Below are 14,121 nucleotides of genomic sequence, written 5' to 3' on the forward strand. Positions count from 1 at the left end.
CGTTCTAGACAGCTTCGATGGATTCGTGAGAATAGTTGACCTATTTAATCGAATTCATCGAATAATTGGGCCGTTCTTTCTGGAATTTAGGCCGAAATAGTCTTAAGTCCGACAGGCTCCTAGATCAATCTAATCGGGAATATTGCTGTGTCCGGATTCAACGGGTTCAGGGGGATCGTGGTGTGTGCCATTGCCACCCTGTTCTGTACCTATCAGTTCATGCTGCAGGGAGCGCTGTCATTCATGGTCCCTGAGCTGACGGACAGCTTGTCCCTGGATCTGACAGAAGTCGGATTCCTGTCCAGTGGTTTTCTCTATATCTACATCCTGTTTCAGGTACCTGGCGGGATGGCAGCCGATCATTTCTGCTTAAGAAAGTTGCTGTCCGTGAGCTGTTTGTTGATGGCTCTGGCTGTTTACTGGTTTTCAATGGCTGAATCTTATACAGAAGCCTTGTTGGCCAGAGGCCTGATGGGCATCTCAACGTCACCGGCGATTGTGGTTTGTATGACACTGGTCGCACGCTGGTTTCCTGACCGCTGGTTTCCAGTAATGAGTGGGTTGGTCGAGTCTTCTGCGCTGATTGGTGGAGCGATGGGGCCGATGTTGATCCCGATGCTGATGGATCATTCCGACTGGCGCGGCAGCATGGAGGATCTGGCTTATTTTGGTGTGTGGTTGTCTTTACTGGTGTTTTTATTGGTAAGAGATGCACCCAAAGAACCGGTTAATCCGGAAAAACTGCAGTCAGCCAGAGACTATGACTGGCCGTCACTTATTTTTAATTCAGGTTTTTGGCTGTGTTGCCTGTTTGGGTTTGGTGTGTTCGTTGTGATTAACAGTTTTGCCGGACTCTGGTGTGTTCCTTTTCTGCATGAGCGTTTTCCCGGTGAATCTCTTCGAGTGAGGGAGGCGGTTTCACTGATTTATCTTGGAGCGGCGATCGGAGTACCATTACTGGGTCTGCTGGCTTCACTGACTCGTATGACCCGGGGGGTTATGTTGAGCAGTTGCATCATGCTGATTCTGGCCACGGTTTACGCTTTTTTTTCTGGCTGTACTTTGGATGGTATGTGTTACTGCTGCTTTGGTATTGGTTTCTTTGCAGGCGGTTACATGCTGGTCTTTGGTCAGGTCAGAAAACAGGTGCCTGAATCCATGGAAGGTGTGGCTATGGCAACGGCCAATGGTTTTATGTTGTTGGGAGGGCCTCTGGTACAACCATTGATAGGATTCCTTCTGGGGAATCAGTCAGAACAGGGTCTGGAAACTTTATCTCTGGAACATTACCAGATGGCCTTTTTAGTGATCGTGGGTTGTCAGTTGCTGGCGTTGTTCTGCATTTTAAGGGTCAGGGCGATAGCTAATGATTTTTCATAGGCCTCTAACCGTGAAATGAATCCTGCTGAAGTTGTTTCAGCGTCTGTGTGGTTGCTGAACTTAAATTTTTGGCTCATGGCCGTTTAGGGGGTATGCTTGCGGCATTTTTTAATCCTGCACAGATACCGTTGCAGGAAATAGAGAAGGACAGGTTAACCAGGAAATGCCGTTACTGAGATTTGACAATATAAACCTTGCCTATGGTGACCAGCCCCTGATGGATGGGGCTGAGTTCCAGATACGCAAAGGTGAACGGGTCTGTTTGCTGGGGCGTAATGGTGCGGGTAAATCCACCATGATGAAACTGGTCTCAGGCAAAATTGATGCTGACGATGGCAGTATCTGGCGGAAACCGGGGATGCGCATTGGCGTTCTCAATCAGGATTTGCCTGAACAGGACGAGAAAAAAGTTTATGACGTAGTCTCCTCCGGACTGGAAGAAGTCGGAGAGTGGATCAGTCAGTTCCATGAGCTTTCCCAGAACATCCAGACGGATGAAGATATGAAAGCCCTGGAGAAAGTTCAGCAAAGACTGGAAGCGGCCGATGGCTGGAATCTTCAACAGAAAGTAGACACAGTGATTCAAAAGCTGGGTCTGCCGGAAGAAAAGAAGATGAAAGAACTTTCCGGTGGTTGGCGCAGAAGGGTTGAACTGGCCAGAGCGCTGGTTTGCGATCCCGATCTGCTGTTGTTGGACGAGCCCACTAACCACCTTGATATCGTGGCAATTGACTGGCTGGAAAAGCAGCTTCTCGATTTTCAGGGCGCTCTGTTATTTATTACTCACGATCGTTCATTCCTGCAATCACTGGCTACCCGTATTGTCGAGCTGGATCGAGGCAACCTCACCAGCTGGGACTGCGATTACAAAACATACCTGGAAAGAAAAGCGCACGCACTGGACGTTGAGGCAGAGCAGAATGCTTTGTTCGATAAAAAACTGGCTCAGGAAGAGACCTGGATTCGTCAGGGGATCAAAGCTCGAAGAACCCGTAATGAAGGCCGTGTCAGAGCTCTTAAAGCCCTGCGAAATGAACGGATGGATCGCCGTGAAGTTCAGGGTAAAGCGAGTTTCTCTCTGGAGCAGGGCGGTAGTTCGGGTAAGCTGGTGATGGAAGTCAAAGGGATTTCACAATCCTGGGACGATAATCACATCATTAAAGACTTCAACCTCAGAGTGATGCGCGGTGACAAGATTGGCTTGATAGGAGCCAATGGTGCCGGCAAATCAACATTGCTGAGTATTCTGCTGGGTAAGCTTCAGCCTGATACCGGATCCATAAAAGAAGGTACCAAACTTGAAGTGGCCTATTTTGACCAGCTGAGAAATCAGTTGGATCTTGAAAAAACGGTGATTGATAACGTTGCCGAAGGCCGTGAGAGTATTGTGATCAATGGCGCCAGTCGACATGTCATCAGTTATCTGGGGGACTTCCTGTTCCCGGCAAACCGCTGTCGTGTTCCTGTCAAGGCATTATCGGGTGGTGAACGGAATCGTCTGTTGCTGGCAAGACTCTTCAGTAAACCAGCCAACCTGCTGGTGATGGACGAACCGACTAACGATCTGGATGTAGAAACACTGGAGTTGCTTGAGTCACTATTGGTGGACTTCAATGGTACGGTATTGCTGGTCAGTCACGACCGGGAATTCCTGGATAATGTGGTTTCCAGTACCTTGGTTTTCCAGCCTGGTGGCAACATCAGGGAGTATGTGGGTGGCTTTGATGACTGGCTTAGACAGGGAGGGGAAGTTAACCAGTTGGTGGCTGAACCTCAGACCAGTAAGCCAGGAAAGAAAGTTGAGCCCAAAGCGGAAGCGCAGCCCGAACCTAAAAAGAAAAAGCTCAGCTACAAACTTCAGAGAGAACTGGATGCCTTGCCTGGCGAACTTGAGAAGCTTGAAGAAGAGTTGAATCAGCTGGAAGAGCAAATGGCTGACGCCTCATTTTACTCAGGTGATCAGGAAGCGGTTCAAAAGACTCTTGATCGACTGGAAGCAGTGAACCAGGAAATTGAAGTGAAGATGGAGCGCTGGGAAGAATTAGAGAACATGGGCTAAAAGTAACGAGCTAATCGTTATGTTTTGATAGAAAACAGTGATCAGTTTTCACGGCTGGTCACTGTTTTATGAAAGTTTGCTCTCAGTCATGAGGGTAAGTTTACAGTTGACATTGTTCGGGCTTTTGCCATTATTCTGTCAACTGCAAACTCAACACTTTCTTAATTGTGATTATTGCTTTTGCCTACTCTCACTGCCAAAACGTCACAGCAGGCACCGTGCAAAATGCTGGTGGAGGTTGAACCTAGAATCAGGGCCAGACCGTGTCTTCCATGACTGCCCACTACAATCAGGTCAACGTCGGACTCTTCAGCAATGCGGTGTACTTCCCTTTCCGGACGACCATAAACTACATGCTGTTCACCCTTGTCCAGATGAATGCTGTCAGCCAAACGTGAAATGCGCTCTCTGGCCTGTTGTGTAATTTCATCCTGAAGGGTTGTGAGATCCAGTGGGATATCACTGCCATAAGCCACACTCAGTGGCTCTACCACATGCACCAGAGTCAGTCTGGCCTGATAGGTTTCTGCAAGCGACTTGGCTTTATCCAGCACATCGTCTGCTTCATCAGACAGGTCAATAGCAACGAGAATATGGTTATATTGACTCATAGACTGTTTCTCTCTTCCCAGTATTTTTTGTTTAGAACCATTCATCACCAATGTGACGAGTCATTATCTTAGCCGCTCAGGACATTCAGCGCTCATGGCTACTGAATTAATTATGTCCAATTTACATTCACTTTGAGTGTTTGCGAGTGACTGCAGGCATCATAGATTAAACGCTTACATTGTACGGTGGTCTGTTCTATTGTCCAAGGAAATTTGTGGCGCTATTTACAATGGAAATACAGCGCTCAGGAGCATATTGGTTTCGATATTCCGTAGTTAGCTGCACTCTTGTTATAGAAGAGTGGTTCATGGCTGTTTGATATGAATCCGTATATTTGCGGATTTATGGGTGTTCATTTCCTTGACTTTGGCAGAGAATTCAAAGAAGGTAAGCACAAAAATTCAAACGGTTGTATGAATTTCTGGCAGGCACTGTCTGAAAGGCATTGAGTCACAATATCTTTTCAGACGTCAGTGATCAGAACAACCTTTTTCAATCCGTCCGGAGAGAGATAAATGATATATCAGGGGAAAGCGTTCAAGGTCCTGACACTTGAAAGCGGTATCGCTGAGTTAAGATTTGACTTGGAAGGTGAGTCGGTCAACAAGTTCAACCGGCTGGCCATAGAAGATCTCGATAGTGCAGTAAAAGCGATCAAAGCTGATGGCTCCATCAAGGGTGTCGTTCTTACCAGTGGTAAGGAAGGTATCTTCATTGTGGGTGCCGATATTATGGAGTTCACCTCAACCTTCCGCCAGGAAGTGAGTGAGTTAACGGACATGGTAATGGGTGTCAACCGCATCTTCAGTAGCTTTGAAGATCTGGATATGCCAACAGTTGCTGCCATTAACGGCAGTGCTCTGGGTGGTGGTTTTGAGATCTGTCTCTGTGCCGACTACCGTGTGCTGTCTAACAAAGGCGGTGTTGGCCTGCCAGAAGTTAAACTCGGTATCTATCCGGGTTGGGGTGGCACTGTCCGTCTGCCACGTCTGATCGGTGTCGATAATGCGGTTGAATGGATTGCTGCTGGTCGTGAGCAAAAGCCAGATGCGGCCCTTAAAGTGGGTGCAGTAGACGCAGTCGTTGAAACTGAAAAGCTGGTGGGCTCTGCGGTAGCTATTATCAAAAGCTGCCTGGCAGGCGAACTGGATTTCAATGCCCGTAAGGATGAAAAACGTTCACCTCTGAAACTGCCTCTGCTTGAGTCCCTGATGGCGTTCGAAACCACCATGGCAGTGGTTAAGCAGCAGGCGGGTCCTCATATGCCTGCTCCTGTGGCTTCTGTCAAAGTCATCAAGAAACATGCTGAGTTACCAAGAGATGAAGCCCTGAAGGTTGAAGCTGAAGGCTTTATCAAACTGGCTAAATCGCCTGAATCTGACGTGCTGCTGGGTCTGTTCCTGAACGATCAGATGCTCAAGAAGAAAACCAAAGCCCTGACCAAGAAGGCGGGTAAGGTTGAAAAAGCAGCGGTTCTGGGCGCCGGTATCATGGGTGGCGGTATTGCTTATCAGTCTGCCTATAAAGGTACTCCAATCCTGATGAAGGATATTGCCCAGGATGGTCTGAATCTGGGTCTGAACGAAGCCAGTAAACTGCTGTCAAAGCGCGTTGGCCGTGGTCGTATGGATCCACTGAAAATGGGTGAGGTTCTCAATCATATTGTTCCAACTCTGTCGTACAGTGAGTTTGGTGATGTGGACGTCATTGTTGAGGCGGTAGTCGAGAACGTTAAGGTCAAGAAAGCCGTGTTGGCTGAAGCTGAGAGCCATGTGAGTGAAGACGCTGTTCTGGCTTCCAATACTTCAACCATCTCTATAACTGAGCTGGCTAAAGACCTGAAAAGGCCTGAAAAATTCTGTGGTATGCACTTCTTCAATCCGGTGCACGCCATGCCTCTGGTCGAAGTTATTCGTGGTGAGAAGACCAGCGAAGAAACAGTAGCAACCGTGGTTGCCTACGCCAAGAAAATGGGCAAAGTGCCTATTGTGGTCAACGACTGCCCAGGGTTCCTGGTCAACCGTGTACTCTTCCCATACTTTGGTGGTTTTGCCTCTCTGGTAAAAGACGGTGCAGACTTCCAGAAAGTCGATAAAGTCATGGAGAAGTTTGGCTGGCCTATGGGCCCTGCCTACCTGCTTGATGTTGTTGGTATCGATACCGGCTGCCATGCAGAGAAAGTGATGGCCGATGGCTTCCCTGATCGTATGTCCCGTGACTGGAAGAGTGCGATCGACGTGATGTTTGAAAACGGACGTTACGGTCAGAAGACCAATGTAGGCTTCTACAAGTACGAGCAGGACAAGAAAGGCAAGCCTAAGAAGGTTGTTGACCAAGCTTCCTATGAGCTGCTTTCTGAAGTGGCCGGCGACAGTCGTGAGTTTGAAACTCAGGAAATTATCGACCGTATGATGATCCCGCTGTGCATGGAAACCGTTCGTACACTGGAAGACGGTATTGTCGATACTCCGGCAGAAGCGGATCTGGCTCTGCTTAATGGTATCGGCTTCCCGATTTTCCGTGGTGGTGCCCTGAAGTACATCGATAGCATTGGCGTAGACAAGTTTGTTGAGCTGGCTGATCAGTATGCTCATATCAGTCCTCTGTATCAGCCAACCGAAAAACTGCGGGAAATGGCCCGCGAAGGCAAAACGTTTTACGGCGCGTAAACAGCCTTGAGCCAATATAGCGGCTAATAACGATCAACAGACTTAAGAGAGAATTGACTATGAGCCTTAATCCGAGAGACGCCGTAATCGTAGACTATGGCCGGACCCCGATGGGTCGCTCCAAAGGTGGTATGTATCGGAATGTCCGTGCCGACGACTTGTCTGCCGACCTGATCACTGGGGTTCTGAATCGTAACCCTGGTGTGAATCCCGAAGAAGTGGAAGATGTGATCTGGGGTTGTGTGAACCAGACGCTGGAACAGGGTTGGAACGTTGCCCGTATGGCGTCATTGATGACACCTATTCCCCATACGGCTTCTGCCCAGACTGTCAGCCGTTTGTGTGGTTCTTCCATGAGTGCACTGCATACCGCTGCTCAGGCTATTCAAACTGGCAATGGTGACGTTTTTGTCGTGGGTGGTGTGGAGCATATGGGTCACGTCGGCATGATGCACGGCCTGGATCCAAACCCGCGTCTGTCCAAGTACGCTGCTAAAGCCGCCGGTATGATGGGTCTGACTGCAGAAATGCTGGGCCTGATGCACGGTATTACCCGTGAAGCTCAGGACGAATTTGGTGTGAGATCTCATATGAGAGCCTGGGAAGCGACCAAAGCGGGTCACTTCAAGGACGAGATCATCCCTATGAAGGGCCACGATGATGATGGCAACCTGGCGGTTTTCAGTGAAGATCAGACTATCCGCCCGGAAACCACTCTGGAAGGTCTGGCTCAGTTAAAGCCTGCGTTTAACCCCAAGGGGACCGTAACAGCAGGTACTTCTTCACAGATCACTGATGGTGCTTCCTGCATGATCGTGATGTCAGCACAACGTGCTCAGGATCTGGGTCTTCAGCCAATGGCGGTGATTCGTTCTATGGCCGTTGCCGGTGTTGATCCTTCAATCATGGGCTATGGTCCTGTACCTAGCACCAAGAAAGCATTGGAGCGTGCTGGCCTGACGATTGGCGACATTGATCATGTCGAGCTGAATGAGGCTTTCGCCGCTCAGGCACTGCCGGTTCTGAAAGACCTGGGTCTGCTGGACAAGATGGATGAAAAAGTAAACCTGAACGGTGGCGCTATTGCTTTGGGCCATCCCTTTGGATGTTCCGGTGCCCGTATCTCCGGTACGTTGTTGAATGTTATGAAGCAGAACAGCGGAACCATTGGTCTTGCCACCATGTGTGTAGGTTTGGGTCAGGGTATTACCACGGTCTTTGAGCGTCTGTAAGACGGATCGATGGCATTCTCATGTTTTCTGGCACTTTAAACGGTGCCAGGGCATTTGATCTTACCGGCCACATGAGCGACGAAAAAAATTTTCGTCGCTCATGTGGGGAATCTGTGTGAAAGCAATGACCCCGACAGAGTCTGTCGGGGTATCCTTCCGTGATGCATCTTTAATCAAAGAAATCTGTGGATCACAAAAAATTCTCTGTCAATGTCCTCATTGGCCATTTTATCGGTAAAAAATCGACATTTTTCTCTGGGAGCGCTTGTTCTTCAATTTGTCAGACTTCACAGTAATTAAATAATCTTTTGATATTCAAGGAAATTATTGCTTATAACTGGGTGGATTAATAATTGTGGCTGTGAAACGATAAAAAAAGAGGGTCGTTCGAGAAAAAATCAGGGTCAAAGGAGGGTTTTCCTTGACCGATGTTTTTCTTGACCTTATATATTGAAACAATTTTCAATTCCCGACCTTTCTTGTTTTGGTCGCAGACAGCACTGAGTGCTTTATGATCTTTTTTTCCAGGCTGATCAGCAATACCGAAACAATGGAGCTGATTACAGGACGTGTAAGGTAGCATGGGTAAATCTTTAGTTATCGTCGAGTCGCCTGCCAAGGCGAAGACAATAAACAAATATCTGGGCAAGGACTTTGTCGTTAAGTCCAGCGTTGGTCATATTCGTGATCTGCCCACCGCAGGTAGCTCAAAGAAGCCTGTGGATCCCAAAGCTCGGGCAAAGGCCGCTGCTGAGACACGTAAGCTATCCCCTGAGCAGAAAGTCATTCACAAGAAGCGCAAGGCCAAAGAGCAGCTGATCGAAAGAATGGGCATTGATCCTGAAAAAGGATGGAAGGCCCGTTATGAGGTACTGCCCGGCAAAGAGAAGGTGGTCGATGAGCTTCGTCGCCTGGCTGCTACTGCTGACACCATCTATCTCGCAACCGATTTGGATCGTGAGGGAGAGGCAATTGCCTGGCACCTTCAGGAAGTCATTGGTGGTGAGCCAGATCGTTATCGACGGGTGGTGTTTAACGAAATTACCAAGAATGCCATCCAGGAAGCTTTCAAAGAGCCTGGTAATCTGAATATCGACCGGGTTAATGCCCAACAGGCCAGACGCTTTCTTGACCGTGTAGTGGGTTATATGGTCTCACCACTGCTCTGGGCAAAAATCGCTCGTGGACTGTCTGCAGGACGTGTGCAGTCCGTAGCAGTAAAGCTCATTGTTGAGCGGGAACGTGAAGTCAGGAGCTTTGTTCCGGAAGAGTATTGGGAAGTTTATGCTGACCTGGCCACAGGTGGCGGAGATGTCATCCGTTTTCAGGTAGCTAAAGAATCCGGTACAGCCTTCAGGCCTACCAGTCAGGCTTCTACTGAGGTTGTACTCGAAAAGCTCAGGCAGGCGGATTACAAGCTCACTGATCGGGAAGACAAGCCAACCCGGAGTCGCCCATCTGCGCCCTTTATTACTTCAACACTGCAACAGGCAGCCAGTACTCGTCTCGGTTTCAGCGTTAAGAAAACCATGATGATGGCTCAGCGTCTTTATGAAGCGGGTCACATTACCTATATGCGTACTGACTCTACCAACCTGAGTCAGGAAGCGGTTGAGAATGCGCGCGAGTTTATTGATGATCAGTTCGGCTCAAGGTATTTGCCTGAAAAGCCAAACAGCTATTCCAGTAAGGAAGGGGCTCAGGAGGCTCACGAAGCCATTCGCCCTTCCAGTGTCACAGCTCAGCCAGGATCTATTTCGGGCCTTGAGCGGGATGCAGAGCGTCTTTATGAGTTGATCTGGAAGCAGTTTGTAGCCTGTCAGATGACGCCGGCAGAATATCTCAGTACCACCCTGACTGTTCGGATTGGTGATTTTGACCTTAAAGCCAGAGGCAGAACGCTGAAGTTTGATGGTTATACCCGGGTTATGGCAGGACTTGCCAAGAAGGGTGAGGACATTATTTTGCCAGCCCTGGAAAAGGGTGACCCACTGGATCTGAAAAAGATTGATCCCAAACAGCTGTTTACCAAGCCTCCCGCCCGTTTCAGTGAAGCGGCACTGGTTAAGGAACTTGAAAAACGAGGTATTGGACGACCATCAACCTATGCCTCGATTATCTCGACCATTCAGGATCGTGGTTATGTTTCTCTGAAGAGTCGTCGTTTCTACGCTGAGAAAATGGGCGATATTGTTACTGACCGTCTGGTTGAGAATTTCCATGACCTGATGGATTACAACTTTACCGCCAACATGGAATCGGATCTGGACGTCGTTGCCCAAGGGGGCAAGAACTGGACAGATCTGCTGGACAGTTTCTACAGGGAGTTCAGCGGTAAGCTGGAGCAAGCTGAAGACGGCAGTCATGGTATGCGCTCCAATGACCCTTCTCCTACCGACATCAAATGCCCTGAATGTGGCAGAGATATGATGATTCGTACGGCCAGTACCGGTGTCTTCCTGGGGTGCTCAGGCTATGCTTTGCCACCTAAAGAGCGCTGCAAGAGTACGATTAACCTGGTACCAGGCGAAGAAGTTGAAGATGCCGACGATGAATACGCTGAAGTGAATGCTTTGCGTGCCATGCATCGTTGTTCCAAGTGTTCAACGGCCATGGAAAGTTATCTGATTGACGAGCAGCGTAAGCTTCATGTTTGCGGCAACAATCCTGATTGTTCCGGTTATGAAGTGGAAGAGGGTCAGTTCAAGCTCAAAGGGTACGATGGGCCTGTTCTTGAGTGTGACAAATGCGGATCCGAAATGCAGCTGAAGTCAGGTCGTTTTGGAAAGTATTTTGGTTGCACGAATAGTGAGTGTAAAAACACTCGCAAGCTGTTGAAGAGTGGAGAAGCGGCACCCCCTAAAATGGATCCGGTGCCCATGCCTGAGCTTAAGTGTTTGAAAGTCGATGATCACTATATTCTCAGAGATGGCGCTTCTGGCCTTTTCCTGGCAGCCAGTCAGTTCCCGAAGAATCGTGAGACCCGTGCTCCACTGGTCAGTGAGCTGATTCCTCATCAGGCAGCGATTGATCCCAAGTATCATTATCTGCTGGATGCCCCCAGGCAGGATCCTGAAGGTAATCCTGCCATCATTCGATACAGTCGAAAGACCAAGACTCAGTATGTTATGAGCGAATCGGAAGGCAAGGCGACAGGATGGAGCGCTACTCTCCAGGAAGGTAAGTGGGAAGAGAAAACCACTAAAAAACGCAAAAAAGCCTGATTCGGGTGAGCCTGAACAAGACCTTCACGGTTAGCCGTGAAGGTCTTTCTATTTATGAGAATGATTATGTCTGAGCAGTGGCGTTCCTATACCAATAAAAAACTGCACTATGCCCGATTGCAACTGGATGCCTGGGAGAGTGCTGAATCCTTTGAGCAGGAAGCCTATCGGGAAGCGTTTCTGATGCATGCCTGTCAGGCGTATTCATCCATGCTGGCAGAAGTAATTTTCCCCTATGGAAAGCAGCTGACGAAATTGGTTTCGTTGGAAGAAGTCTGCGATTTATTGAACGATCAGGATGAAAGTATTCCTGAGCTTGAGCAGTTAAAGCAGCTGGAGTCGTCTGATAGCTGGCTGGTGCATTTACAGCAGGCCTATAGCAAGCTCTCAGTGTTGGATGAAGATAGCCAGTCAGTATCAGGCAGGGTCACTGCTGTAATGATTACTTCGGATAGAGAAGATTTAACGAGTGGTGTTAAAACGCCAGAAAGTGGCAGAAATATTCTTGCATCCCTCAAAGAATTGGTAGGGCACTTTCGCAACTTCAATCTCGAATGGTAGTGCAAAGTCTTTTATTGATTAAGGTCAATGGCTGATCGATTTCGATGTTTAGTATTAGTGAAACCGGTTTCATCTGGTGCGTGTCTGAGATATATTGTGCCTATATTTGTTCAAACGACGAATGATTATGGAAATGTTTTTGCACTTCTGTTGATTTAGGAAGTACGAGGTGTTTCCTCAAAGCGATTGGTGTTTCTGAGAGGTATCCTATGACTAAGATCATGCTGTGCTGTTCCGCAGGTATGTCTACCAGTATGCTGGTTAAGAAGATGCGTGAAGCCGCTGAAAGTCAGGGTAAAGAAGTGGAAATCGAAGCTTTTGGTGCTACTTATTTTGATGAGCAGGTTGCCAGTTTCGATGTTGTTCTGCTGGGTCCCCAGGTTAAATATATGCTGAACGACCTCAAGCAACGTGCTGCTGAATACGAAGTGCCTGTAGAGGCGATCAGTCCTATGGACTATGGCACGATGAATGGTGCAAAAGTACTGGATTTTGCTCTGTCGCTGAAAGCCTGATCCGATACAGACTTTAGTGTACCTGTAGTAATACAGGTGCACAGCCTTCCGGTACGCAAGGGCTCTGGCAAAACCTCCCTCCCGTCACGACTTTTCTTCCGCAATCTTATGACCTATTGCATCATGAAGCACAATGCTGCATGATTTCTCCCTCTTATACGCTATTTATGGAACGAAATATGGCTGCATCGTTTTTGGAAATTGTGGAACTTCCAACAGGCGAAATTGTTCTGCGACGCAGTGATGAAGATGGCGAGCCTTTGCTGACGATGAAGTTCTCTGAAGAGGCCAAACAGTATCTTGAAGGTGAGCATCTGCAAGTGGCTAAGGCCATGTTTGATGCTGGCATGCAGGAAGTTGCTGAACTCACTAGTCCGCAATCTTCTGAGGAAGAAATTCCTGAGAACAGAGTACTGCACTGACTCTATTTTCATTATTGCGCTATTAGCATTCATGCAACCTGTCTGCTGCGAATAGCCAGCCCCTGGCACTGTCCATTCTGGGCTGCATTTTCTAGCTTGCTTAACCATCCTTTATCCAAGTGTCCCAGCCAGCTGACAACAGTGTGGCTGGTTCCTGAGGCAAGCGCTTTCTGGGTGAGTTCCAGTGTCTGATTAACATCAGTGGAGCTGAAGATCTGCACTTTATCCTGGTTCAGTTTGCAGTTTTTCAACCACTGCAGAGTTTTAGTGTCTGACTTATCGGCCAGAATCAGGGTTAACCAGCGTTCACTGTCGCTGGATAACTGACTGAGTATGGGAGTGAGAAGTTGCTCGGCCTGCCAGGGGTGTCCTGATAGGATCAGCTCGTTAATGCTGGCCTTTGCAGGTTCTTTTCTGACCCCTGATGAAGTCTTTTTCAGTTGAGTACGGTTAATGCAAACTGTATTTTTCTGAAGGCTTGCGGGTGAATATATGTGCCTTTCAGTGCTTGTTCTGTACAGCATGACTCCTTCCTCCTGACTAAGCCCATTTGCAATAAGATTATTAAAGAGCAATAGGAATGGGCCTGGCTCACTGCAGTAAATGATAATCAGTGTTTCAGTAACAGATTATGACTGGTTACGAATCACTCCGACGCTGAGTCCTTCAATCGCAAAAAAATCCTGGGTAAGATCTACGACAATGGTGTCGAATTCTTCATTCTCAGGGTGAAGTAATACTGTGTTTTTCTGTTTCTCGAATCTCTTTACCGTGACTTCATCTTCAATCCGGGCAACGACAACCTGACCGTTTCGTACGTCTGTTGTCTTGTGAACAGCCAGAAGGTCACCATCTAGGATTCCAATATTTTTCATGCTCATACCTTTGACTCTTAGCAGGAAGTCAGCAGCAGGATTGAAAAAACCAGGGTTAAGCGCAAGATGATCTTCTATGTGTTCCTGGGCAAGGATAGGGTTGCCCGCAGCCACCTGGCCAATAATAGGGAGCCCATCATTATGACTGTCTGGAATACGGATGCCGCGAGAAGCTCCAGGAGTAATCTCGATAGCGCCTTTACGGGCCAGTGCTCTAAGATGTTCTTCTGCCGCATTGGGAGATCGAAAGCCGAACGTTTTGGCGATTTCAGCTCTTGTCGGTGGGAAACCTGTCTCTTCTATATGAGATTTGATCAGGTCGAGTATCTCGGATTGCCGTTTTGTCAGTTTGATCATGGTTATTTAATCTGTGTTTTTATACAGTATCTGTAATTATATACAGTATTATTGCTGTGGCAAGTTATTATATTCAGGCTTGATTACAGAGCTATCTCTTTATCACAAATCCCAAACTTGACTTATCCTTTTCAGCGATGAGTCAAGGTTATGTTGCCATTACCTCCTGAACAATGGGCGGAACTTACTTTTGGGTGTGCAGATTTGGGTGATAA

At 48.0% G+C, this 14,121-nt stretch carries 11 protein-coding genes; 8 read left to right on the forward strand and 3 right to left on the reverse strand.

The genetic code is table 11. The annotated features are described in order from the left end of the window. Positions 1-147: 147 nt before the first annotated feature. Both ACR2PX_RS23570 and uup read left to right on the forward strand, forming a co-directional pair. Positions 148-1,380, forward strand: coding sequence for an MFS transporter (locus ACR2PX_RS23570; protein WP_434001794.1), 1,233 nt, complete (start codon positions 148-150; stop codon positions 1,378-1,380). Between the two features lie 163 nt (positions 1,381-1,543). Next, positions 1,544-3,439 carry an ATP-binding cassette ATPase Uup gene (uup, locus tag ACR2PX_RS23575; RefSeq protein ID WP_434001795.1) on the forward strand — a complete coding sequence of 632 codons (1,896 nt, stop codon included), beginning with the start codon at positions 1,544-1,546 and terminating at the stop codon, positions 3,437-3,439. A gap of 161 nt (positions 3,440-3,600) precedes the next feature. Here uup and ACR2PX_RS23580 read toward each other — a convergent pair whose 3' ends face one another. After that, positions 3,601-4,050, reverse strand: a complete 450-nt coding sequence (locus ACR2PX_RS23580; RefSeq protein ID WP_434001796.1) for a universal stress protein — start codon at positions 4,048-4,050, stop codon at positions 3,601-3,603. Between the two features lie 516 nt (positions 4,051-4,566). On the opposite strand from ACR2PX_RS23580, the gene fadB reads away from it, so the two are divergent. From fadB to ACR2PX_RS23610, 6 genes are all read left to right on the forward strand, one after another. Next, positions 4,567-6,720, forward strand: a complete 2,154-nt coding sequence (gene fadB, locus ACR2PX_RS23585; RefSeq protein WP_434001797.1) for a fatty acid oxidation complex subunit alpha FadB — start codon at positions 4,567-4,569, stop codon at positions 6,718-6,720. Between the two features lie 59 nt (positions 6,721-6,779). Beyond that, a complete protein-coding gene (gene fadA / locus ACR2PX_RS23590; RefSeq protein WP_434001798.1) occupies positions 6,780-7,952 on the forward strand; it encodes an acetyl-CoA C-acyltransferase FadA in 1,173 nt (390 codons plus the stop codon). Positions 7,953-8,533: 581 nt separating this feature from the next. Beyond that, positions 8,534-11,176 (forward strand): type I DNA topoisomerase, encoded by a 2,643-nt coding sequence (gene topA / locus ACR2PX_RS23595; RefSeq protein ID WP_434001799.1) that lies wholly within the window; start codon positions 8,534-8,536, stop codon positions 11,174-11,176. Positions 11,177-11,242: 66 nt separating this feature from the next. Continuing rightward, complete coding sequence (locus ACR2PX_RS23600) at positions 11,243-11,737, forward strand: DUF6586 family protein (protein WP_434001800.1); 495 nt, start codon at positions 11,243-11,245, stop codon at positions 11,735-11,737. Positions 11,738-11,946: 209 nt separating this feature from the next. Next, complete coding sequence (locus ACR2PX_RS23605) at positions 11,947-12,252, forward strand: PTS sugar transporter subunit IIB (protein WP_434001801.1); 306 nt, start codon at positions 11,947-11,949, stop codon at positions 12,250-12,252. A gap of 179 nt (positions 12,253-12,431) precedes the next feature. Next, positions 12,432-12,674 carry a hypothetical protein gene (locus ACR2PX_RS23610; RefSeq protein WP_434001802.1) on the forward strand — a complete coding sequence of 81 codons (243 nt, stop codon included), beginning with the start codon at positions 12,432-12,434 and terminating at the stop codon, positions 12,672-12,674. Between the two features lie 29 nt (positions 12,675-12,703). Here ACR2PX_RS23610 and ACR2PX_RS23615 read toward each other — a convergent pair whose 3' ends face one another. Then, positions 12,704-13,198, reverse strand: a complete 495-nt coding sequence (locus ACR2PX_RS23615; RefSeq protein WP_434001803.1) for a SulA-like leucine-rich domain-containing protein — start codon at positions 13,196-13,198, stop codon at positions 12,704-12,706. Positions 13,199-13,303: 105 nt separating this feature from the next. Beyond that, entirely contained in the window at positions 13,304-13,906 is a 603-nt protein-coding gene (gene lexA / locus ACR2PX_RS23620; protein WP_434001804.1) for a transcriptional repressor LexA, read from the reverse strand. Between the last annotated feature and the right edge of the window lie 215 nt (positions 13,907-14,121).

Source organism: Endozoicomonas sp., from assembly GCF_051008435.1.
Taxonomy (GTDB): Bacteria; Pseudomonadota; Gammaproteobacteria; order Pseudomonadales; family Endozoicomonadaceae; genus Endozoicomonas_A.